At 60.0% G+C, this 21,434-nt stretch carries 21 protein-coding genes and 1 pseudogene; 2 read left to right on the forward strand and 20 right to left on the reverse strand.

Translation table 11 applies throughout. The annotated features are described in order from the left end of the window. Positions 1 to 14: 14 nt before the first annotated feature. The 5 genes from WNZ14_RS14785 to dusB all read right to left on the reverse strand — a co-directional run bounded on the left by WNZ14_RS14785 (position 15) and on the right by dusB (position 7,463). Positions 15 to 1,379, reverse strand: coding sequence for a sigma-54 dependent transcriptional regulator (locus WNZ14_RS14785; protein WP_342869409.1), 1,365 nt, complete (start codon positions 1,377 to 1,379; stop codon positions 15 to 17). Next, positions 1,369 to 3,627 carry a PAS domain-containing sensor histidine kinase gene (locus WNZ14_RS14790; protein ID WP_342870239.1) on the reverse strand — a complete coding sequence of 753 codons (2,259 nt, stop codon included), beginning with the start codon at positions 3,625 to 3,627 and terminating at the stop codon, positions 1,369 to 1,371. The genes WNZ14_RS14785 and WNZ14_RS14790 overlap by 11 nt, the downstream gene beginning before the upstream one ends. A 203-nt stretch (positions 3,628 to 3,830) precedes the next feature. Further along, complete coding sequence (gene ntrC / locus WNZ14_RS14795; protein ID WP_342869410.1) at positions 3,831 to 5,282, reverse strand: nitrogen regulation protein NR(I); 1,452 nt, start codon at positions 5,280 to 5,282, stop codon at positions 3,831 to 3,833. A gap of 4 nt (positions 5,283 to 5,286) precedes the next feature. Continuing rightward, complete coding sequence (locus WNZ14_RS14800; RefSeq protein WP_342870240.1) at positions 5,287 to 6,396, reverse strand: nitrogen regulation protein NR(II); 1,110 nt, start codon at positions 6,394 to 6,396, stop codon at positions 5,287 to 5,289. Between the two features lie 50 nt (positions 6,397 to 6,446). Next, entirely contained in the window at positions 6,447 to 7,463 is a 1,017-nt protein-coding gene (gene dusB / locus WNZ14_RS14805; RefSeq protein ID WP_342869411.1) for a tRNA dihydrouridine synthase DusB, read from the reverse strand. 173 nt (positions 7,464 to 7,636) lie between these two features. Here dusB and ispF point away from each other — a divergent pair. Together ispF and WNZ14_RS14815 are read left to right on the forward strand one after the other, a co-directional pair. Then, positions 7,637 to 8,164: pseudogene (ispF, locus tag WNZ14_RS14810) on the forward strand (2-C-methyl-D-erythritol 2,4-cyclodiphosphate synthase); the annotation flags it as partial. Then, positions 8,161 to 8,730, forward strand: coding sequence for a CinA family protein (locus tag WNZ14_RS14815; protein ID WP_342869412.1), 570 nt, complete (start codon positions 8,161 to 8,163; stop codon positions 8,728 to 8,730). The pseudogene ispF and the gene WNZ14_RS14815, both read left to right, overlap by 4 nt. Here WNZ14_RS14815 and WNZ14_RS14820 read toward each other — a convergent pair. The 15 genes from WNZ14_RS14820 to eno all read right to left on the reverse strand — a co-directional run bounded on the left by WNZ14_RS14820 (position 8,706) and on the right by eno (position 20,854). After that, positions 8,706 to 9,167: a type II toxin-antitoxin system RatA family toxin gene (locus WNZ14_RS14820; RefSeq protein ID WP_342869413.1), complete on the reverse strand. Its 462-nt coding sequence runs from the start codon at positions 9,165 to 9,167 to the stop codon at positions 8,706 to 8,708. The two genes, WNZ14_RS14815 and WNZ14_RS14820, sit on opposite strands and share 25 nt — an antisense overlap. Before the next feature lie 9 nt (positions 9,168 to 9,176). After that, on the reverse strand, positions 9,177 to 9,743 hold the full coding sequence (locus WNZ14_RS14825; protein ID WP_342869414.1) for an AAA family ATPase: 567 nt from the start codon (positions 9,741 to 9,743) through the stop codon (positions 9,177 to 9,179). Between the two features lie 72 nt (positions 9,744 to 9,815). Next, positions 9,816 to 10,802 carry a lipoyl synthase gene (gene lipA, locus WNZ14_RS14830; protein ID WP_342869415.1) on the reverse strand — a complete coding sequence of 329 codons (987 nt, stop codon included), beginning with the start codon at positions 10,800 to 10,802 and terminating at the stop codon, positions 9,816 to 9,818. A gap of 27 nt (positions 10,803 to 10,829) precedes the next feature. Next, positions 10,830 to 11,105, reverse strand: coding sequence for a GlsB/YeaQ/YmgE family stress response membrane protein (locus tag WNZ14_RS14835; RefSeq protein ID WP_342870241.1), 276 nt, complete (start codon positions 11,103 to 11,105; stop codon positions 10,830 to 10,832). Further along, positions 11,105 to 11,323: a hypothetical protein gene (locus tag WNZ14_RS14840; protein WP_342869416.1), complete on the reverse strand. Its 219-nt coding sequence runs from the start codon at positions 11,321 to 11,323 to the stop codon at positions 11,105 to 11,107. The genes WNZ14_RS14835 and WNZ14_RS14840 overlap by 1 nt, the downstream gene beginning before the upstream one ends. A gap of 20 nt (positions 11,324 to 11,343) precedes the next feature. Then, positions 11,344 to 12,789: a dihydrolipoyl dehydrogenase gene (gene lpdA / locus WNZ14_RS14845; RefSeq protein WP_342869417.1), complete on the reverse strand. Its 1,446-nt coding sequence runs from the start codon at positions 12,787 to 12,789 to the stop codon at positions 11,344 to 11,346. 12 nt (positions 12,790 to 12,801) lie between these two features. Beyond that, positions 12,802 to 13,392 (reverse strand): GNAT family N-acetyltransferase, encoded by a 591-nt coding sequence (locus WNZ14_RS14850; RefSeq protein WP_342869418.1) that lies wholly within the window; start codon positions 13,390 to 13,392, stop codon positions 12,802 to 12,804. A 60-nt stretch (positions 13,393 to 13,452) separates the two neighbouring features. Continuing rightward, positions 13,453 to 13,689 (reverse strand): YdcH family protein, encoded by a 237-nt coding sequence (locus WNZ14_RS14855; protein ID WP_342869419.1) that lies wholly within the window; start codon positions 13,687 to 13,689, stop codon positions 13,453 to 13,455. Positions 13,690 to 13,845: 156 nt separating this feature from the next. Next, entirely contained in the window at positions 13,846 to 14,484 is a 639-nt protein-coding gene (locus WNZ14_RS14860; RefSeq protein ID WP_342869420.1) for an SGNH/GDSL hydrolase family protein, read from the reverse strand. A 29-nt stretch (positions 14,485 to 14,513) separates the two neighbouring features. Then, positions 14,514 to 15,065, reverse strand: coding sequence for a DUF308 domain-containing protein (locus WNZ14_RS14865; RefSeq protein WP_342869421.1), 552 nt, complete (start codon positions 15,063 to 15,065; stop codon positions 14,514 to 14,516). Between the two features lie 31 nt (positions 15,066 to 15,096). Further along, complete coding sequence (locus WNZ14_RS14870) at positions 15,097 to 16,488, reverse strand: pyruvate dehydrogenase complex dihydrolipoamide acetyltransferase (protein ID WP_342869422.1); 1,392 nt, start codon at positions 16,486 to 16,488, stop codon at positions 15,097 to 15,099. A gap of 15 nt (positions 16,489 to 16,503) precedes the next feature. After that, a complete protein-coding gene (locus WNZ14_RS14875) occupies positions 16,504 to 17,904 on the reverse strand; it encodes a pyruvate dehydrogenase complex E1 component subunit beta (protein ID WP_342869423.1) in 1,401 nt (466 codons plus the stop codon). 14 nt (positions 17,905 to 17,918) lie between these two features. After that, complete coding sequence (gene pdhA, locus WNZ14_RS14880) at positions 17,919 to 18,956, reverse strand: pyruvate dehydrogenase (acetyl-transferring) E1 component subunit alpha (protein WP_342869424.1); 1,038 nt, start codon at positions 18,954 to 18,956, stop codon at positions 17,919 to 17,921. Positions 18,957 to 19,102: 146 nt separating this feature from the next. Next, a complete protein-coding gene (locus tag WNZ14_RS14885; RefSeq protein WP_342869425.1) occupies positions 19,103 to 19,360 on the reverse strand; it encodes a septum formation initiator family protein in 258 nt (85 codons plus the stop codon). Positions 19,361 to 19,579: 219 nt separating this feature from the next. Next, complete coding sequence (gene eno / locus WNZ14_RS14890) at positions 19,580 to 20,854, reverse strand: phosphopyruvate hydratase (RefSeq protein WP_342869426.1); 1,275 nt, start codon at positions 20,852 to 20,854, stop codon at positions 19,580 to 19,582. Between the last annotated feature and the right edge of the window lie 580 nt (positions 20,855 to 21,434).

Consider the following 21,434-nt stretch of genomic DNA (forward strand, 5'->3'; position numbering starts at 1 on the left):
CCGCTTTGCGCCGCTTATACGCCAAGCGATTTCAATTTGCGATGCAGGGCGGACCGTTCCATCCCGACAAATTCGGCGGTCCTTGAAATGTTGCCGCCAAAACGGTTGATCTGGGCAATCAGATAGTCCCGCTCGAACAATTCGCGCGCTTCACGCAAGGGAAGCGTCATGATGTGGTTCGACCCCGCAGCCGATGTCTTGGGCAGCATGTCAGATACATCATCTGGCAGCATGTCGGCGCTGATAACCGTTTCCGGGCCATCGGACCTCGCCAGAATCATCAGCCGTTCCATATAGTTGCGCAGCTGCCGGATATTTCCAGGCCAGGTGTGGGCCTGGATCACCGCCAGCGCGTCATCGCCGATCCGCCGGTTCCTGATGCCTGCCTGCTCGGAGACCTGGCGCATGAACATGTCGACGAGGAACGGAATGTCCTCGCGCCGCTCGCTGAGCGAGGGCACCTTGACCGGCACCACCGCGAGACGGTGATAGAGATCCTCGCGGAACTCGCCTGCGGCAATAAGCTCCTCAAGATTGCGCGCGGTCGATGACAGGATGCGCACATCCACCTTGACCCGTTTCGTGCCGCCGACGCGCTCGAACTGCTGGTCAACGAGCACCCGCAGGATCTTGCTCTGGGTGCCGCGCGGCATGTCGGCCACTTCGTCGAGATAGAGAATGCCACCATGGGCTTCCTCAAGCGCGCCAACCTTGCGCTCGTGGCTTGCAGCACTTTCGGTTCCGAACAGCGCCACTTCCATCCGCTCGGGCGTGATGGCAGCGGCATTGAGCACGACGAACGGGCCGCCGGCCCGCGCCGATTTGCGGTGGATCAGCCGCGCCACCAGTTCCTTGCCGGAACCCGAAGGACCGAGAATCATCACGCGACTGTTTGTCGGCGCGATCTTGTCGATGGACTGCTTGAGCTGGGAGACGGCGACCGAGGTTCCGATGAGTTCGACCGGATCGCCGGAGCGCTTCTTCAGTTCGGTGACTTCACGCTTGAGATTGGAAGTCTCAAGCGCCCTTTCGGCAACCAGCAGCAGGCGGTCGGCCTTGAAGGGCTTCTCGATGAAGTCATAGGCGCCGCGCTGGATCGCCGAGACCGCGGTTTCGATGTTGCCGTGACCGGAAATCATCACCACCGGCAGTTCGGGATAGCGCGCCTTGATCTCGTCAAGCAGCGCCAGTCCATCGAGACGGCTGCCCTGCAGCCAGATATCGAGAAAGATAAGACGTGGAACGCGGTCCGAAATCGCAGCCAACGCGGAATCGCTGTCAGCCGCAGTTCGGGTTTCGTGCCCCTCGTCATCCAGTATGCCCGATACGATCTCGCGTATGTCGGCTTCGTCATCTACGACCAGAATGTCAGACGCCATCTGCCGGTTCCCTTTCGTTTTCTTCTTGTTCTTCGCTGGCATGCGCGTCCACCGGGAGGCGGACTGTAATCATTGCACCCTTGCCTTCATCAACTTCCGCCGGCGCGTCCCGCAACTGGATCGTGCCACCATGGTCATCAATGATCTTCTTGACGATGGCGAGCCCCAGGCCGGTGCCCTTGTCACGCATCGTCATGTAGGGCTCAAGCAAGCGGTGCCGGTTTTCACCCGGCAGGCCACGGCCGTTGTCGATGATGTCGACAACGTACTCGCGCTCATCGGGTGAGAGCTGCGCGCGCACGATGATGGTCTTGCCGGACCGTTCCTGATCAGACGGGACAGCATCGATTGCCTCGGTGGCGTTCTTGACGAGATTTCCAAAAGCCTGCCCGAGCATTCGCGGGTCGAAATTCCCCACAAGCGGAACGTCTGGAAAGTCGTTGACGAAATCAATGTCGGACCGGCTGACCTCGCGCAGGAACGCGGCATCCTTGAGGATCTCGCGCAAGTCGGTGTTGACCTTCGACGGCTTGGGCATGCGGGCAAAGGACGAGAATTCATCAACCATGCGCCCGATGTCCTCGACCTGACGAACGATGGTGTTGGTGCATTGGTCGAAAATGGCGCGGTCGTCCTCAGGGATCTGCTTGCCATAGCGGCGGCGAATGCGCTCTGCCGAAAGCTGGATCGGCGTCAGGGGATTCTTGATCTCGTGGGCAATGCGGCGGGCGACATCGGCCCAGGCGGTGGAGCGCTGCGCAATCACAAGGTCAGTGATGTCGTCCAGCGTCACGACGAAGGATTCGAGCCCGTCATGGGTTTCCTCGCGGGAAACCTTGACGTTGAGGGTGCGTTCCTTGCCGCCACGATGAAGCGTCACCTGGCTGATCGCAGCCGAACGCGGCCGCATCGATGCTTCCGCCAAGACGGTCTCCAATTCCGGCGCCAGATGAGTGAAATGATTGTCGATGACATCGGCTTCGCCACCGCCCAGAATTTCGCATGCCGAGCGGTTGGCGATTGTTACCGCGCCATGGTGATCAACACCGACGACACCTGCCGATACGCCGGACAACACGGCTTCGGTGAACCGGCGGCGGTCATCGATCTGGTCCTTGGCCGACAGGATCTCGTCGCGTTGGGTCCGGATCTGCACAATCATGTTGTTGAATGTCTGCGCCAGCGAACCAACGTCCCCGTCGGATGCATGGACCGGCACAACGACATCGAGATTGCCGCTTGCAACATCGTCGGAAGCACCAATCAAAATGCGGATCGGACGGACCAGGCGGTCGGCCACGGCAATCGCAGTCCAGATTGCCGACAGAAGAACGATCAGGGCAAATCCGAGATAGAGAATGCCGAACGCGAGTTGCAGCGATGCCCGCCCCTCTTCCAGGGTCTGGTATTCTTGGGTTGCCTCTTCCATCAGCCGCATCGAGCGCATGACTTCGGGATCGACCACACGGACGGTGTAGAGAAGGGCGCCGCTGATCTGCTGCAAGGGTATGAGTGCCCCAACCAGGTTGGTAACACCCGGCGGGATCAGTGTCGGCTGTCCCTTGACCGCATCCTTGAGTGCCTGTTCCGGCACGGCGGGCAATGGCCGCTCGGTCTCGATGTCGGCCTGCAGGATGACACTGCCATCGTCGCGGACGAGAAAGGCGCCCAGAAGACCGCGTCCGGTTGCCTGGCGCGTCATGAACTGAGCGAAGCCAACCCGGTCTAGCGAATAGAGAGACCGGGCGTTATCCATGTCATTTGCCATGGACACGGTCTGCCCCTGCAGAAAGCGCGCATTTTCAAGAACATAGGCTTGCGCTACGGAAAGCGAGGAGTTGACGATCGACTTGGTGCGTATCGAGAACCAGCGATCGAGCCCCACATCAAGCGTTACCGAGGCAACGATGGCGACCAGGATCGCGGGTAGAATCGCCACGATCGAGAACAGCCCGACGATGCGTATATGCAGTTTCGCGGCCGCCTTGCCCCGTCGTCTGGCCTTGAGCAAGGCGCGGATTTCGAGAAACACCAGCGTGACCAGCCCGACAACGAAAACCAGATTGATCGCCACCGCCGCGAGCACCACCTGATCAACAGGTTCAATCGGCGTCAGCCCAAGCAGAATCGCGAATGAAACGAGAGCGCTCAGGAACGCCGAGATAACCAGCGCAATGCCCGGAAGTGTAAACAGGTTACGGCGACCGCCGGCGGCATCGCCATGGATACCACCACCTTCAGGCCCCATGGAACCGAGCCCCAGAGCGGGGGAGTTGCGGCTGGTATCTGTCAAGCCGGCATGAGCCGGTCCGGACGCCGTTTCGATTGCCATGTGTTGCTTGTCACCCCAATTGCGTTCGGACTCTATCGTTGCGAAGAAGCAACAGAATGTGGCGAAAATGCAACTTATGGACAAGGCCTGTCAAGCGGGGCCGAAGGTCTCCCGGGGATTTAAACCGGACGCGGGGACCGGTACACAGTCACGCCGAGTTCACGGATTTTCTTGCGCAGTGTGTTTCGGTTGAGCCCCAAGAGATCCGCGGCCTTGATCTGATTGCCGCGCGTCGCGGTCAGCGCCGCCAGGATCAAGGGATATTCAACTTCCTCCAGCACACGCTGATAGAGGCCGGAGGGTGGAAGTTCCTCGCCAAAGCCGGAGAAATAGCGGCGCATGTTTTCTTCCACCGACTGGGCAATGGTGGTCGGGCCCATTGAGGTCGAGCCCTGAGGCGACGCGGGCTCGGGCGATTCGATCCTGAGTTCGTTGTCGATGATCTCGCGCGTGATGACGTCCTGCGGATAGAGCGCCATCACGCGGCGGACGACATTTTCCAGCTCACGCACGTTGCCCGGCCACGGGTAAGCCTTGAGCAGATCGAGCGCCTCGCCGTCAAACCGCTTGGCATCGAGCCCCTCACCCACCGCCCCGCGTACGAAATGGCGCACCAGATCCGGCACGTCCTCGGCGCGGTCCCTGAGCGCAGGCAGGCGCAAGGGAACGACATTGAGGCGGTAGAACAGATCTTCGCGGAACAGGCCCTGATTGATCAGGATCTTGAGATCCTTGTTGGTGGCAGCCACGATGCGCACATCGGTCTTGATCGGAGTCCGTCCGCCTACGGTGGTGTATTCACCCTGCTGCAGCACGCGCAGGAGCCGGGTCTGGGCATCCATCGGCATGTCGCCGATCTCGTCGAGGAACAGTGTTCCGCCTTCGGCCTGCTCAAAGCGGCCGGTCGAGCGGTTCTGCGCGCCGGTGAAAGCCCCCTTCTCGTGTCCGAACAGCTCGGATTCAATCAGGTCCCGTGGGATGGCTGCCATGTTGATGGCAACGAACGGACCGTTGCGCCGCTTGCCGTAATCATGGAGTGCGCGGGCGACCAATTCCTTGCCTGTTCCGGATTCGCCGGTGATCATCAGGGTCAGATCGGTCTGCATCAGACGGGCGAGAACCCGGTAGATTTCCTGCATCGCTGTCGAACGTCCGACCAGCGGCATGCCTTCAGTGGTTTCCTCGGGCTGCGCCACCAGCTTGCGCGGTTCAGACAGCGCCCGGCCGATGGTGCCGATCATCTCGGTCAGATCGAACGGCTTTGGCAGATAATCATAGGCGCCGCCTTCCGACGCCTTGATCGCCGTCATGAAGGTGTTCTGCGCGCTCATTACCAGCACCGGCAGATCAGGCCGCGCCCTGCGGATCCTCGGCAGCATGTCGAACGCATTCTCATCGGGCATGATCACGTCGGTGATGACGAGATCGCCGTCGCCGGCAGAGACCCAGCGCCAGAGTGTCGCGGCATTGGAGGTAATGCGCACATCGTAGCCGGCCCGGGTCAGGGCCTGGTTGAGAACGGTGCGGATCGCTGCATCATCGTCAGCGACAAGAATGGTGGCTTTGCCCATCGGTTCAGTCCTTTTTTCCGGGCGCCCTGCCCTTGGAAGACGGCAGCGGCTTTACGGGCCGGCCGTCGGGCGAAACCGGCATCAGAATTCGGAAGGTGGTTTTGCGGCTCTGGCTGTCACATTCAACGATGCCGCCATGACCGCCGATAATCTTGGCGACTAGGGCAAGCCCGAGGCCGGATCCGTTTGTCTTGGTGGTGATGAACGGATCGAAGAGGTGCGAGATGAGATCGGCCGGTACGCCGGGCCCGTTGTCCTGCACGCAGAACTCGAGCGGCAACGAGACCTTTTCACGGGTGCCCGCCACCGAAAGCCTGATCCCGGGCCGATAGGCCGTGGTCAGCACGATCTCGCCATTGGGATCATCGCCGATCGATTCGGCTGCATTCTTGACCAGGTTGAGAAAGATCTGAACCAGCTGGTCCCGGTTGGCATAAACAGGTGGCAGCGAAGGATCATAGAGCTCGACAAACTTGATCTTGCGGGCAAAGCCGGCCTTCGCCACAGCTTTGACATGGTCGAGCACCGAGTGAATGTTGACCGGCACCCGGTCCACCGGCCGCTCGTCGGAGAAGATCTCCATGCGGTCGACCAGCGACACAATGCGGTCGGTCTCGTCGCGGATCAGCCGGGCCAATGCCCGGTCTTCATCGCCAACCGACATTTCAAGCAACTGGGCTGCGCCGCGAATGCCTGACAGCGGGTTCTTGATTTCATGGGCCAGCATCGACGCGAGGCCAGTGACCGAGCGCGCCGCGGCGCGATGGGTGAGCTGACGGTCGATCTTGTCGGCCATCGAGCGTTCCTGGAACACCACCACCACGTTGCCTGGCAGGCCCGACACCGGGGCGACGTAGAGATCGACAAGCTTGTCGCTGCCCAACCTCGGAGAACTCAGATCAACCCGGTACTCGTTGACCCCGGCGCGACGCTCGCGCACCTGTTCGATCAGCTCGAGAAGCGGGCTTCCGAACGGGATGAACGCGTCGAGCTTGTGCCGGCCAAGATGAGCAGCACTGGCTGCGAAGAAGGATTCCGCTTCCCAATTGGCAAAACAGACAACGCTGTCGCCATCGACCATGATCACCGGGTGCTGAATGGCATTGAGCACCATATTGGCCGTATCGGCGTCAATGGTTGCAACCTGATCGGCAAGCTTGTCACTCACGCGGCACTCTCCATCATCGAAGGCGAATTGGCCGCAGCGTCCAACACATCGGCGAAAATGCCCAGAACTTCATCAGCGCTGTCGGATGTCATCATTCTGACCTTCTGTGCCGCGGGCGTTTGAGGCGCCAAAGTGTCGAGATACCAGCCAATATGCTTGCGGGCATGGCGGACTCCGACGTCATCGCCATAATGGTTGACCATCAACCGGTAATGCTCGATCGCCACCGCATTGCGGGCTCTCTGATCCGCGGGAACGTCACTGGACCCGGCGAGCTCACCGCAAATCCACGGTTGGCCTTGCGCCGCACGCCCTACCATGACGGCATCCGCACCCGACCGGCGCAGACACTCTGCGATGTCGGCGCGAGACCCAACATCGCCATTGGCGATCAGCGGAACCGTGACCGCCTCGCGAACCCGGGCGATGGCGTCCCAGTCTGCAGTCCCCTTGTAGAACTGCATGCGGGTGCGGCCATGGATGGTGATCATCTGCACGCCAGCCGCTTCGGCACGGGCAGCAATCAGCGGTGCATTGAGACTGTCGTGATCCCAGCCGAGACGCATCTTGAGCGTCACCGGCACCGAGACCGCCTTGACTGTCGCTTCGATCAGATCAAGCGCGTGATCGGGATCGCGCATCAGCGCCGATCCGGAATAGCCACCGGTCACCTTCTTGGCGGGACAGCCCATATTGATGTCGATCATCGCAGCGCCATTGGCTTCGGCGATCTTAGCCGCCTCGCCCATCCACCAGGCCTCACGGCCGGCAAGCTGGACGACATGCGGATCAATGCCATCGCCGCGCAAGCGCACATGCGATTCGGCCCGGTCCGTCACCAGCTCACGGCTCGCCACCATTTCGGTAAACACCAGCCCTGCCCCATGCCGCCAGGCCAATTGCCGAAACGGCAAATCGGAAATGCCAGACAGCGGCGCAAGAAACACCCGGTTTCGCGCGGTCACCGGCCCGATCTGAAGCGGCTGGTTGATGATGGTATCAATGCCCTGCATGCGTTTCGTGCAACTTTCTCTGCTGCCGCTTTTTTAGACAAATATAGGGGGATTGCCAAGGCGAATTCGCTCGGGCGCCGAGAAAAATGCAAAAGAGCTTTTTTCCGGTTAACGCAAGCCCTAAACACATCTTGAGTTTGCAAGCTTGCCGCCAAATCCAGCCTCTGGAGTATATAGCCATGATCAATGAGAAGCGCTCGCGCGAGCAAATGCCTGATGTACGCACCGGCAACGGCTACGATGTGCACCGGCTGGTTCCCGGCAGCTTTGTCACATTATGTGGCGTGGAAATTCCGCATGATCAAAGACTTGACGGGCATTCGGATGCGGATGTCGGCCTGCATGCGCTGACTGATGCGCTGCTCGCGACCTGCGCAGCCGGCGATATCGGCGATCATTTTCCCCCTTCCGATCCGCAATGGCGCGGGGCGGCATCCCACATCTTTCTCAGTCACGCCGCAGCTCTTGTCCGCGAAGCCGGCGGCGTGATCATGAACGCCGATGTCTCGTTGATCGCGGAAGAACCGAAGATCGGCCCGCACCGCCTGGAGATGCGCGAGGCACTTGCCCGGATTCTCGGCATTTCACAAGATCGCTGCTCGGTAAAGGCCACGACCAATGAAACCATCGGCTTTATCGGTCGCCGAGAGGGAATCGCTGCGATCGCAACGGCCACGGTGGTCTTTGGGGACCGGCCATGAGCGAAAGTGTCAGGAGCGAAGCGACGGTGCTGGACGAAACTCGTGGCGACTGCAGCCGGCTGGCGCAGGAGATCATCGACACGTTCCCGGACCTCGGCGCGATGGTGGCAACGGCCGAATCCTGCACCGGCGGGCTTATCGCCGGAGCGATCACCGATATTGCCGGATCGTCAGCCGTATTCGACCGCGGCTTTGTCACCTACTCCAACCAAGCCAAGCAGGACATGCTGGGCGTTCGCGAGAAGACGCTCGAAGCGTTCGGCGCAGTCTCGGCCCAGGTTGCAACCGAAATGGTGCTTGGCGCACGGCGGCGCTCGCGTGCGGACTTCGCGGTATCCGTCACCGGTGTCGCCGGACCGGGTGGCGGCTCGGCAACCAAGCCGGTCGGGCTCGTCTGGATGGGGCTGTCTGGCCCCGGCGATCTGACCAGTGCCGTCGAATTGCGCTGGGACCCGTCCTGGAGCCGCGACATGATCCGCGCGGCAACCGTGCGGGCCGCACTTGAAGCGCTTATCGGCAGAGCGGCACTTGGATCAGAATCTCAGGGAACCCCGGCCTCGCCGTAGACTTCCCGGGCGCGCTTTTCAAACGCCTCGGCAAACATGCGGAAGGCGCGGTCGAACATTGATCCCATCAGCGCGCCGAGCACCCTGCTCTTGAACTCGTAATCGATGAAAAAGCGAACGTCACAGCCGCCGTTCTCATTCTGCTCGAAGCGCCATTCATTGTTGAGATATTTGAACGGGCCGTCGAGATACTTGACGTCGATGGCGAGCTCTTCTGGCTTGAGCAGCACCTGGCTGGTGAAGGTCTCGCGGATCGCCTTGTAACCCACGGTCATGTCGGCAACCAGCAAGGACTTGCTGTCACCTTCCTTACGCGAGCGGACATTGAGCGCGTCGCACAGCGGCAGGAACTCAGGATAGCGCTCGACATCGGCGACAAGATCGAACATCTGGCGCGGGGAGTGAGGAACCTTGCGTGTGGTTTGGTAAGTTGGCATGGAATGCAGCTAATCAACCGAAACGGTCATGGCAAGTAGCCGGGTGGTCTCTGCCCGAGATTTCAACACGCAAACCGGAACATTCTGCCCAAATGCCGCGAGATTTTGTTCGATCTCCGGGCTTTCCGTCTTCTCGAAATTCCAGATGTAAGCGACGAAGTCGCGGTCCAGCCTTTCCGGGCAGCCATCTGCCATATCCGGGCGGGACCGGCCGCGAAATTTCAACCAGCGCGAGACCACGCCATAGAGCGCAACCCAGCGCGGCAGACGCAGCCAGAGCACGAGATGGGTACGCGGCAGTCGCACCGGCAGGGTGCCCGGGCTTGTGCCATCAAGGATCCAGCGCTCCCGGGCCACGATATCCAGCAATTTTGCCATCGCATCCCTCCGGCGCCGCAACTGCCAGCCCGGCAACCAGAAGATTTCCCGGTCCATGGAAACATGTGGCAGGCTGAAACGCCCCGCCAGTTCTCTTGCAAGCGTGCTCTTGCCGCTTCCGGCACAGCCGATGACAAGCACCCGCTCTGCCGTTTTCAAGCGGCCAGCCGCCTCGTCAATCGTGATTGAAATCGTCACGCCGCATCCCCGCAATGAAAATCCCCGCCGACGGGTCCGACGGCGGGGATTAAAGGAAGCGGATCTGGATGTCTATTCAGCCGCGGACAGCGCTCTCGCGTCCCGGTTCGCCTTCAACCGCGCGAAATCATCACCAGCGTGGTGCGACGAGCGGGTCAACGGGCTGGAGGATACCATCAGGAAGCCCTTGGTGTAGGCGATCTTCTCGTAGCTCTTAAACTCGTCCGGAGTGATGAAGCTCATCACTTCATGGTGCTTGCGGGTCGGCTGCAGGTATTGGCCGATGGTCATGAAGTCGACATCGGCCGAGCGCAGATCGTCCATCAGCTGCAGCACCTCGTTGCGCTCTTCCCCGAGGCCCACCATGATGCCTGACTTGGTGAACATGGTTGGATCCAGCTCCTTGACCCGCTGCAGAAGCCGCAACGAATGGAAATAACGGGCGCCGGGGCGCACCGTCAAATAATTGCCGGGAACGGTTTCGAGATTGTGGTTGAAGACGTCGGGCTTGGCCGCCACGACGCGCTCGAGCGCACCAGGCTTGCGCAGGAAATCAGGCGTCAGGATTTCAATCGTCGTCTCTGGCGATGCCGCACGGATGGCCCGGATTACCTTCTCGAAATGCTCGGCGCCGCCATCGTCGAGATCATCGCGGTCGACCGAGGTGATGACCACGTGCATCAGGCCCATCTTCTTGACGGCCTTGGCGACGTTCTCCGGCTCGTTCATATCCAGCGCGTTGGGCTTGCCGGTGATGACATTGCAGAAGGCGCAGGCGCGGGTGCAGATCTCGCCCATGATCATGAAAGTGGCGTGCTTCTTGTCCCAGCACTCGCCAATATTGGGGCAGCCGGCTTCCTCACAGACCGTAACGAGGTTGTGCTCCTTCACGATCGATCGGGTTTCCTGATAACCCTTCGAGTTTGGCGCCTTGACCCTGATCCATTCGGGCTTGCGCTTGACCTCTGTGTCCGGACGCGCCTGCTTTTCCGGATGCCGGACGCGCTTGACCTCGGGCTTCAGGGTATCAGGCTTGGTGACGTCGAGAATGGTGACCATCGGGAGGTCCTTTGTAAGCGTTGTGGTTCAGCTGCGCTTGGAGCGGCCGAAGACCCAGAGGATCAGGACGGCACCGACGATGGCGACAACCAGATTTCCGGCAAATCCGTAGTAGTTGATGTTGAGCACGCCGGCGAGCGCGCTGCCGACGAAGGAACCGGCTATGCCGACCAGCATGTTTGTGAACAGCCCGTGGTCGCGGTTCATGGCGCGCTCGGCGACATAGCCCGCGATCAGGCCAATCAGCAGAAGACCGAAGAAGCCAACGCCCGGCATGGACATGAACCCCATCTGTGTTTCCATCATCTCCGTCTGTCTCCTTTGGCCGCGTCATCAAGCGCGCGCATGATCAACCAGAATGTAAGACCGAGCAGCAGCCCCATCAATGCCAGGATGGCAGATACCGCAGTGATTCCTGCCAATCCCTCAAGCCGGACCGCCCCGAACTCGACCGCGCCGCGACCATTAAGGGCCGCAAGACCAGCCAGAGCACCAAGAATCGCGCCGCCAATGGCTGGCATCACGACGATCCGGGGCACTTTCACGCGTTGAGCGCCCGCCCGTAGGCGTCAAGCACGCTTTCTTTCAGCGTCTCCGAAATGGTCGGGTGCGGGAAGATGGTGTGCATCAGGTCTTCCTCGGTGGTCTCGAGGTTCATCGCCACGACAAAACCCTGAATCAACTCGGTGACTTCCGCGCCGACCAGATGGGCGCCGAGCAGTTCACCGGTCTTCTTGTCGAAGATGGTCTTGACCATGCCCTGGTCTTCGCCGAGCGCAATCGCCTTGCCGTTGGCAACAAACGGGAAGCGGCCGACCCGGATGTCCAAGCCCTGCTCCTTGGCCTTGGCTTCGGTCAGGCCGACGCTCGCCACTTGCGGGTTGCAATAGGTGCAACCGGGGATCTTGAGCTTGTCCATCGGGTGAACATTGGGCAGGCCTGCTATTTTTTCAACACAGATCACTGCCTCGTGTTCGGCCTTGTGGGCCAGCATTGGCGGACCGGCGACATCGCCGATTGCGTAAATGCCCGGCACATTGGTCTTGCCGTAGCCGTCAATGACGATGCAGCCGCGATCGGTTTTGACGCCAAGCGTTTCAAGGCCGAGATTTTCGATATTGCCCTGCACACCGACTGCCGAGATCATCCGGTCTGCCGTGATCTTTTCAACTTTGCCGTCCTTGAATTCGACATGGGCGGTGACAGAATCCGATCCCTTTTCGACCTTCGTTACCTTGGCTTCCAGCAGGATCTTCATGCCCTGCTTGTCGAACTGCTTCTTGGCGAAGGCGGAAATCTCTGCGTCCTCAACCGGCATCACGGTCTTCATGACTTCGACCACGGTCACGTCCACACCCATGGTGCGGTAGAAGGAGGCAAATTCGATGCCGATGGCGCCGGAGCCCATCACCAGCAGCGATTTCGGCATCTTCTCGGGCTTCATCGCCTCGAAATAGGTCCAGATCAGCTTGCCGTCGGGCTCGATGCCGGGCAGCGCCCTGGGACGCGCGCCTGTGGCGACAACGATGTGCTTGGCGGTGTAGGTCCCCTCGCCCAGCGTGTTCTTCGGAATCGGGCCCTGCGGCTCGACGATCTTCTTGGTGGTCTTCGCAACGACGATCTCGCCCGGTTTGGTGAGTTTCGCCTCACCCCAGATCACGTCGACCTTGTTCTTCTTCATCAGGAAGCCGACGCCGCCGTTCATGCGTTCGGCAATGCCGCGCGAGCGCTTGACGATAGCCTCGATATCCGGCGTCACGGTGCCTTCGAGCTTAAGGCCATAATTCTTGGCGTGTTCGGAGAGATGCAGCACCTCGGCCGAGCGCAGCAGCGCCTTGGTCGGGATGCAGCCCCAGTTGGAGCAGATGCCGGCCAGGTGTTCGCGTTCGACCACGGCCGTCTTCAGCCCGAGTTGGGCAGCGCGGATGGCCGCGATATAGCCGCCTGGGCCCGAGCCGATGATGATCACGTCGTAATTATTGGCCATGGAACAGTCTCCTCAGTGTGCGGGTGCCGGTGCGCCGCGCAGGTTTGGGCGCGTCAGAAGCACCCAGTGCGCGGCGGCGTGGTTATCGTTGAATGCGATGAATGGGGCGCGGTCCTGCTGTTCAAAGCCGAGGCTTTGGTAAAGCGCCAGTGCGCGGATATTTGCGCTGTCCGTGATGATCGAGGACGGGCCGGTGGCGCGGGCGAGCTCAGCCTCGACCAGCGCCCGACCGATGCCCTGTCCGCGAAAGCGAGTGTAGACCGCGACGCTGTCGATCATCCGGGTGCCAATGGCCCGGGATTTCAGCGACTCCAATGGCTCAAGCACCGGGTCGGGCAAGCCCTGATCGCCGGGGCCGCCGATCAGCTCAAACGACAGCGACATGCCGGCGATGCCGTCATCCGTCTCCGCGATCAGCACATTCTTCCAAGAAAAGGGCCCGTCGATGAAGGCGTAGCCGTCGCGGCCAAATTCCAGCGGCCGGTCATAATTACCGTCGCTGACGCCCACCTGCAGCACATGCGACGCCAGTCCCGATGACGCAATGTCATCGAGAATGACGATATCTGCACTGTCAGCGCGCCTGGCTGGGCGAATATGCAAGGCCTGCTCCTGTCATGTCCGGTGTTCAAGCCGGAGTGGCGGGAGCAGGCCGGAAGCGGTTTACTCCGCCAGCATCCCGTAGATTTCGTCCTTGAGCTTCAGGCGCTCCTTGCGCATCGATTCCATGTTGAAATCATCTGTCGGCTCGATATTGGTTTCGGCGCGGTGAACGGCCCGGTTGATGTCGTGATAAGCATCATAGAGTTTGGCGAAATGGGCATCGCTCTGTTTCAACTCATGCATCTTCTCGACATGCTCGGGAAATTCTTCCACCAGTTCGCTGGGCGTGTGTGACATCAATCATCTCCTCATTGGTTTGGTGATGACTGCAGTCTATGCCCCTGGTCCGTCTCCTCCTTGACCCTTGTCAATTCAATTGTGCTTACCTCGAAAATCTCAAGGAATTTCAAGGTTTATACGCCAATTCAAAGTGTGCCAGCGACGCTTGAGCGTTCAGTGTCCCAGCAACAACCTTGCCACCGGCGAAAGTCCACGACCGATGGCGCGGGTGTTCTCAGCATTCAGATGCACGCCGTCGATCGACGAGCATTCCGCCACCGAACCGGCATCGAAGAAACCGGCACCGGTCTCATCGGCCAGATCGGCATAGAACGAAGCCAGCATTGCCGATTCTGCCACACCGCCCTCAAACATCGCGGCAAAATCAGGGTCCGCGGTTTCCACCAGCGGCGGCGGCGCCACCACCAGGATCTGCGGCAGCTCCTGCTCGACCGGCCAGCCATGCAGGCGGACCAGATCCAGCAAACGGCGCATGCCCTTGGAGGCTGCGTGCGCGGTGCCGGCGACAACCGGTTTCATGTCGTTTGTGCCCAGCATGATGATCACCAGATCGAGCGGCGCATGGGCATGAAGCGCAGTCGGCAGCGTGCGTGTTCCGTTGCGGTCGCAGTCGGCCGTGTAATCATCAAACGCGGTGGTGCGGCCATTGAGCCCGTCGGCGACCACGTGCACGCCCTCAGCCAACGATTGAGCCAGAACCGAAGGCCAACGGTCTTCAAGCGCATGCCGGGCGCGGTTTTCCGGGTCATAGCCCCAAGTGAGCGAGTCGCCATAGCAGAGCACGGTTTTCATGATCTACCTTTCGTTGGAAAGCCAGCTTCTCATTGATGGCCCAGCTTGCGCAGGCCCAAGGCGACGAACAGGAACAGCACGCCGTTGGAGACCAGCTCGATACCGAGCAGCAGACCGAGAATGGTTGCCGCAGACGCCGGAAGACCAGCGAGGATCATCGCACCGAGAACCACGGAAACCACACCCGAAACCAGCACCCAGACCCAGCCACTTGCTCGTCTGAGCGAGAGGCCGAACATGATCTTGGCAGCACCGGTGAGCAGAAACAGCACCGCCACCAGCAAGGTGAGCGAGACGCTGCCTGCCAGCGGATCCGCAACCAGCACAAAGCCCACGAGCAGCGACAGCACACCGAGACCGAGCGACCAGAAGAAGCCGGGCCAGTCGCGAACGCGGAAGGCATGAATAACCTGCACCACGCCTTGCAGCAGGAACACCCAACCCGCCAGCGTCACCGCAAAGATGGTTGCCGCAAACGGGTTGAGCAGCGCCAGAAAGCCGCCAATGATGCAGATCACTGCCAGCACCGCCATCCAGGTCCAGCTCTTGCCGAAAGTCTCGTTCACACTTTGATCGGCCATTCGCAGTCTCCAGTGCTGATGATCAGCGGTTCTAGACCAGCATACCCATCGGGCTTTCGATGTAGCCCTTGAAGGCTGCCAGCAATTGGGCCCCGAGCGCGCCGTCAACGGCGCGGTGATCGGTCGACAGCGTGACACTCATCACGGTGGCGATTGCCAATTCGCCATCCTTGACCACCGGTCGTTGTTCGCCCGCGCCGACGGCCAGAATGGTCGCATGCGGCGGGTTGATGACTGCGGCGAAGTCCTTGACGCCCATCATGCCCATGTTGGAGACCGACGAGGTTCCGCCCTGGTATTCCTCGGGCTTGAGCTTGCGGTCCTTGGCACGCTTGCCAAGATCCTTCATCTCATTGGAAATGACCGAGAGCGTCTTCTGTTCCGCCGAGCGGATGATCGGGGTGATCAGACCACCGGGAATGGAGACAGCGACGCCGACATCGGAATGCTTGTGCATCACCATGTTCTCGTCAGTCCAGGAGACGTTGGCATCGGGCACATCGCGAAGCGCGAGCGCCAGGGCCTTGATCACCATGTCATTGACCGAGAGCTTGTAGACCGGCTTGTCATCCTTGAGCGGAGCCGCCTTGTTGAGCTGCGCGCGCAGGGCCAGCAACGCATCGAGCTCGCAATCCACGGTGACGTAGAAGTGCGGGATCGTCTGCTTGGATTCCTGCAGGCGGCGGGCGATGGTCTTGCGCATGCCGTCATGCTTGACGAGTTCGTAGGAACCTTCAGCGAAGTTCTTGAGCACGGCGTCGTCCGACATGCCCTTGGGCGCGGCGGCAGGAGCTGCGGATGCAGCAGCCTGCGGTGCTTCGGCAGCGGCCGGGGCCTTGCCTGTGCCCGAGGCGATTGCCTTCTCGACATCAGATTTTACAACGCGGCCATGCGGGCCGGAGCCCGAAATCGCCGACACGTCGAGCCCGGCATCCTTGGCGATGCGGCGCGCGAGCGGCGATGAGAACACGCGCTCACCCGATTTCGTGGTTGGCGCGGGTGAAGGTGCAGCAGGGTTCTGATCGCGAATCGGCTTGTCGAGTTTGGCGGCCGGATCGGACGCGGTCGACGAGTTTTCGGCTTCCTGCTTGGGCGCTTCGGCCTTCGGTGTTTCCGCGGGCGCGGCTTTTGGAGCCGGTGCGGCATCGCCGCCACCCTTGGCGGCATCCTCGACGCTTTCGCCTTCGGCCGCGAGAATGGCAATCAGGGCGTTGACCTTGACGCCTTCGGTACCGGCCTCAACCACGATCTTGGCAACGGTGCCTTCATCGACGGCTTCGACTTCCATCGTCGCCTTGTCGGTCTCGATCTCGGCAATCACATCGCCGGGTCCGACCTTGTCGCCTTCCTTGACCAGCCACTTGGAGAGGTTTCCCTCTTCCATGGTTGGCGAAAGAGCAGGCATTGTGATGTTGATAGGCATCTTCCAGTCCTCCTCTTAAGCCTTGTAGGTGACGGCTTTGACCGCATCGACAATCTCGCCGACGTTGGGCAGCGCCAATTTCTCGAGGTTCGCAGCGTAGGGCATGGGAACATCCTTGCCCGCGATGGTGATGATCGGTGCGTCGAGATAATCAAACGCTTGCTGCTGCACGCGCGTGGCAATCTCGGTCCCGACGGAGTTCTGCGGATAGCCTTCCTCGACGGTGACCAGGCGGCCGGTCCTCTTGACGCTTTCGATCACGGTCGGAAGATCCATCGGACGAATGGTGCGCAGATCGATCAGCTCGACATCGATGCCGAGGCTTGAGAGTTCCTCGACAGCCTTGACCGCATAGGTCATGCCGATACCGAAGGAGACGATGGTGACGTCATTGCCCTTCTTGTGGATACGGGCCTTGCCGATCGGCAGCACGAAATCATCCATCTTCGGCACGTCGAATGCGTGACCGTAGAGGATCTCGTTTTCAAGGAAGATTACCGGGTTCGGATCGCGGATGGCGGCCTTGAGCAGGCCCTTGGCGTCGGCTGCCGTGTAGGGCATGACCACCTTGAGCCCTGGAATGTGGCTGTACCAGGCGGCGTAGCACTGCGAGTGCTGGGCGCCAACGCGGGCAGCAGCACCATTGGCGCCGCGGAAGACGATCGGAGCGCCCATCTGGCCGCCGGACATATAGAGCGTCTTGGCAGCCGAGTTAATGATCTGGTCAATCGCCTGCATGGCGAAGTTGAAGGTCATGAATTCGACGATCGGACGAAGACCGGCCATCGAAGCGCCAACACCGATACCGGTGAAGCCGTGCTCGGTGATCGGCGTGTCGACGACACGGCGCGGACCGAATTCCTGCAACAGGCCCTGGCTGATCTTGTAGGCGCCCTGATACTCGGCAACTTCCTCGCCCATGAGGAAGACATCCTCATTGGCGCGCATTTCCTCGGCCATGGCGTCGCGAAGTGCTTCGCGCACGGTGGTCGACACCATTTCTGTGCCCTCCGGGATATCCGGATCGGAGGCCACGGCATTCTCAACGGATGATTTTGGCTCTGCCGGCACGGATGCCGCCTTGGCAGACTTGTCTTCCTCAGGCGCCTTTTCGGCTGCGGGTACCGGCTTGGGCTCGGATGCCTTGGTCGATCCGATGTCGGAGATGCTTTCACCTTCTTCGAGCAGCACGGCGATGACCGCGTTGACCTTGACGTTCTCAGTGCCGGCGGCGACCATGATCTTGCCGATCGTGCCCTCGTCGACGGCTTCGACTTCCATCGTCGCCTTGTCAGTTTCAATTTCGGCGATCACATCGCCGGAGGTGACCTTGTCACCCTCGTTCTTCAGCCATTTCGACAGCGTGCCCTCTTCCATTGTGGGGGACAGCGCAGGCATCAGGATATCAATCGGCATGGTGTTCCCTCCCCTTACAACAGAATGTCGGTGTAGAGCGCGGACGGATCCGGCTCCGGATTGTTCTGGGCGAAATCAGCTGAATCCGCCACGACATCCCGCACCTTCTTGTCGATGGCCTTGAGGTCATCTTCACTGGCATGCTTGAGTTCGAGCATCCGCGCCTTGACCTGCTCGATCGGGTCATGCTCGGAGCGCATCTTCTGCACTTCATCCTTGGATCGGTATTTCGCAGGGTCCGACATCGAGTGGCCGCGATAGCGATAGGTCAACATTTCAAGGATGATCGGCCCCTTGCCGGAGCGACAATGAGCAACAGCCTCGACGGCAGCGGCATGCACTGCGCGCACGTCCATGCCATCAACCTGATGGCCGGGGATGCCGAAGGAATTGCCGCGGAGCGAGAAGTTCGACTGGGCTGAAGACCGCGCTGTCGAGGTGCCCATGGCGTAGCGGTTATTCTCGACGATGTAGATGATCGGCAGCTTCCACAGCGCTGCCATGTTGAAGCTCTCGTAGACCTGGCCCTGGTTGGCCGCGCCATCGCCGAAATAGGCGACAGAGACATTGTCATTGCCGCGGTACTTGTTGGCAAAGGCCAGACCGGTGCCGAGCGACACCTGCGCGCCGACGATGCCGTGGCCGCCGTAGAAATTCTTTTCCTTGGAGAACATGTGCATCGAGCCGCCCTTGCCGTGGGAGTAGCCTCCCTGGCGGCCGGTCAGCTCGGCCATCACACCGCGCGCTTCCATGCCAGTGGCCAGCATGTGGCCGTGATCACGGTAGCCGGTAATGACCTGATCGCCATCCTTGAGGGCCATCTGCATGCCGACGACGACTGCTTCCTGACCGATATAAAGGTGACAGAATCCGCCGATGAAACCCATGCCATAAAGCTGGCCGGCCTTTTCTTCAAAGCGGCGGATGAGCAGCATCTCGCGATAGGCTTGGAGTTCGGTAGCCTTGTCGAAGTCGGTAATTCCGCCGTTCAGCCCGCTTTTTTCAGCAGGTTTCTTGCGGGATGCGGCAGTGGCGCTCTTACGTGTAGCCATCTCATCCTCCCAGTGGTTGCATGCAACGACCATAGGGAAAATGCGGCCGATCAGCAAGCGCATAAACGCATGGCTGACATTCCCACTAATTATATGATTTAATTAACACTTTTAAATGTTAACCGGCATTCGGTTAACTGGCCGAATCAGTTGAAATACACGACCTCATCCTCGCGGGCGACATTCAGCAGAAACCGCGCCCGCTCATCAAGCATGTCAGCCTCCACCGCACCGTCACTCAACAACATGACCTTGCGCTCAAGATGTTGCCTGCGTTCGCTCAGGGTTGCAAGGCGCTCGGACAATTCGACGCGCCGGATTTCGAGCGCCTCGGCCGAATCCAGACCGTAGGCACCCGACCATGAGTGAAATCCAAAATAGGTGAAACAGGCGACTGAGAGCACCGGGACAACCCAACGGCTCCAGATTCGCTGTTTTCTAAACTGTGTCCGCATTCGAAAAACGCCTTACCCCTGCGAGTGGTGGAGCATCGCAGAGCATGCTTAAGATAGCGTTAGCCGTTTGTACGAATTGCTGCATCGCAAGCAAAAGCCCGCGTTTTCACGCGGGCTCTGGTCTTTTTGGCGGTTGCCCGCAGGCAACCCAGGCATAGCGAGAGGGTGTTATCCCCGCAGCACCGATCGTCCCGCGTAGACCGCTTCGACGCCGAGTTCTTCCTCGATTCGGATCAGCTGATTGTATTTTGCCAGCCGGTCGGAGCGCGACAGCGAGCCGGTCTTGATCTGCCCGCAGTTGGTGGCGACCGCGAGGTCGGCGATGGTCGAATCCTCGGTCTCGCCGGAACGGTGGCTCATCACCGCTGTATAGGCGGCCTTCTGAGCCATCTCGACGGCTTCCAGCGTTTCGGTCAGCGTGCCGATCTGGTTGACCTTGACCAGGATCGAATTGGCGACACCCATCTTGATGCCGTCGCGCAGACGCGCCGAGTTGGTGACAAACAGATCGTCGCCCACCAGCTGGCACTTGTCGCCGATCATGTCTGTGATCGTCTTCCAGCCATCCCAGTCATCTTCTGCCATGCCGTCTTCAATCGAGATGATCGGGTACTTGGCAACGAGCTCTGCGTAGTAGGCAGCCATTTCCGCGCTTTCGAGGATACGCCCCTCGCCTGCCAGATCGTATTTGCCATCCTTGAAGAACTCGGTCGATGCAGGGTCAAGTGCGAGGTAGATATCCTCGCCAGGACGATAGCCGGCCTTTTCAATCGACTTCATGATGAAGTCGAGCGCTTCGGGCGCGCTCTTGAGATCGGGAGCAAAACCGCCCTCGTCGCCGACATTGGTGTTGTGACCGCCAGCCGAGAGTTCCTTTTTCAAGGTGTGGAAGATTTCCGAGCCCATGCGCACGGCATCGCTGAGCGTCTCAGCGCCGACCGGCATGATCATGAATTCCTGGAAATCGATCGGATTGTCAGCATGTGCGCCGCCATTGATGATATTCATCATCGGCACCGGCAGCAGCCGTGCATTGGCGCCGCCGACGTAACGGTAAAGCGGCAGACCGCTCGATTCCGCAGCGGCGCGGGCAGCGGCGAGCGACACACCGAGAATGGCGTTGGCGCCCAGCTTGCTCTTGTTGGCAGTGCCATCGAGCGCGATCATCGCCTTGTCCAGCGCAATCTGCCCTTCGGCATCCATGCCGCAGATATTGTCGTGAAGCACGCCGTTGACCGATGCCACGGCACGCTGCACGCCCTTGCCGAGATAACGGCTGCCGCCATCGCGCAACTCCACAGCCTCGTGCGCTCCGGTTGAGGCTCCCGAAGGAACCATCGCGCGGCCCATGGATCCGTCTTCAAGATGAACATCAACTTCCACCGTCGGGTTCCCGCGGCTGTCGAGGACTTCCCGTCCGACAATATGGATAATGGCGGTCATGGTCTGGTTCCTTGTTGGGTTATGGCTTGGGGTTTGAGCTATTGCCGCTTCGGCGTTGCGCCGTCTTACCGCACTGCGCCGAAAAATCAATTGTGGCGGGCTCCAACGGCCACGAATGACGAACATCTTGAGCGTGCTCATTGCGGCGAAATGGTGCCGCTCGTCTGTTGCAGATGGTGGAGACCTTTCTGGCGGCCGATCTGTGTCAGACGCCACGCGGACGGCAGGAGCACGAACGGTAAAAATCAACATCAAGATCTAGCATACATATCGCTTACGCCGTTAATCATTCAATTTTTCTTATACGTCTCACCTCTGGGCGAAACCGCCTCGAATTTTCAGCTGCAACCGACAGAAATTAGACCAATAAGCCAAACTCAGGCCGGCTGGCAGACATTTAGCTGTCTCGAAAGTTAAAATGGTGCGTTGTAGAAAATCAGCATCATGGATCAAACCCTTAATACGTAATTCACATTTAAGTAATGCATCACTTCTATCTTTCGCCTGACCGAACGGAGATTCTGCCACCAACAAATGCAGAAGGTTGCATCATGCAAACCCGTTTTCGGGAAATGATCGC

It is taken from the genome of Hoeflea sp. AS60 (genome assembly GCF_038900115.1).
Lineage (GTDB): Bacteria > Pseudomonadota > Alphaproteobacteria > Rhizobiales > Rhizobiaceae > Hoeflea.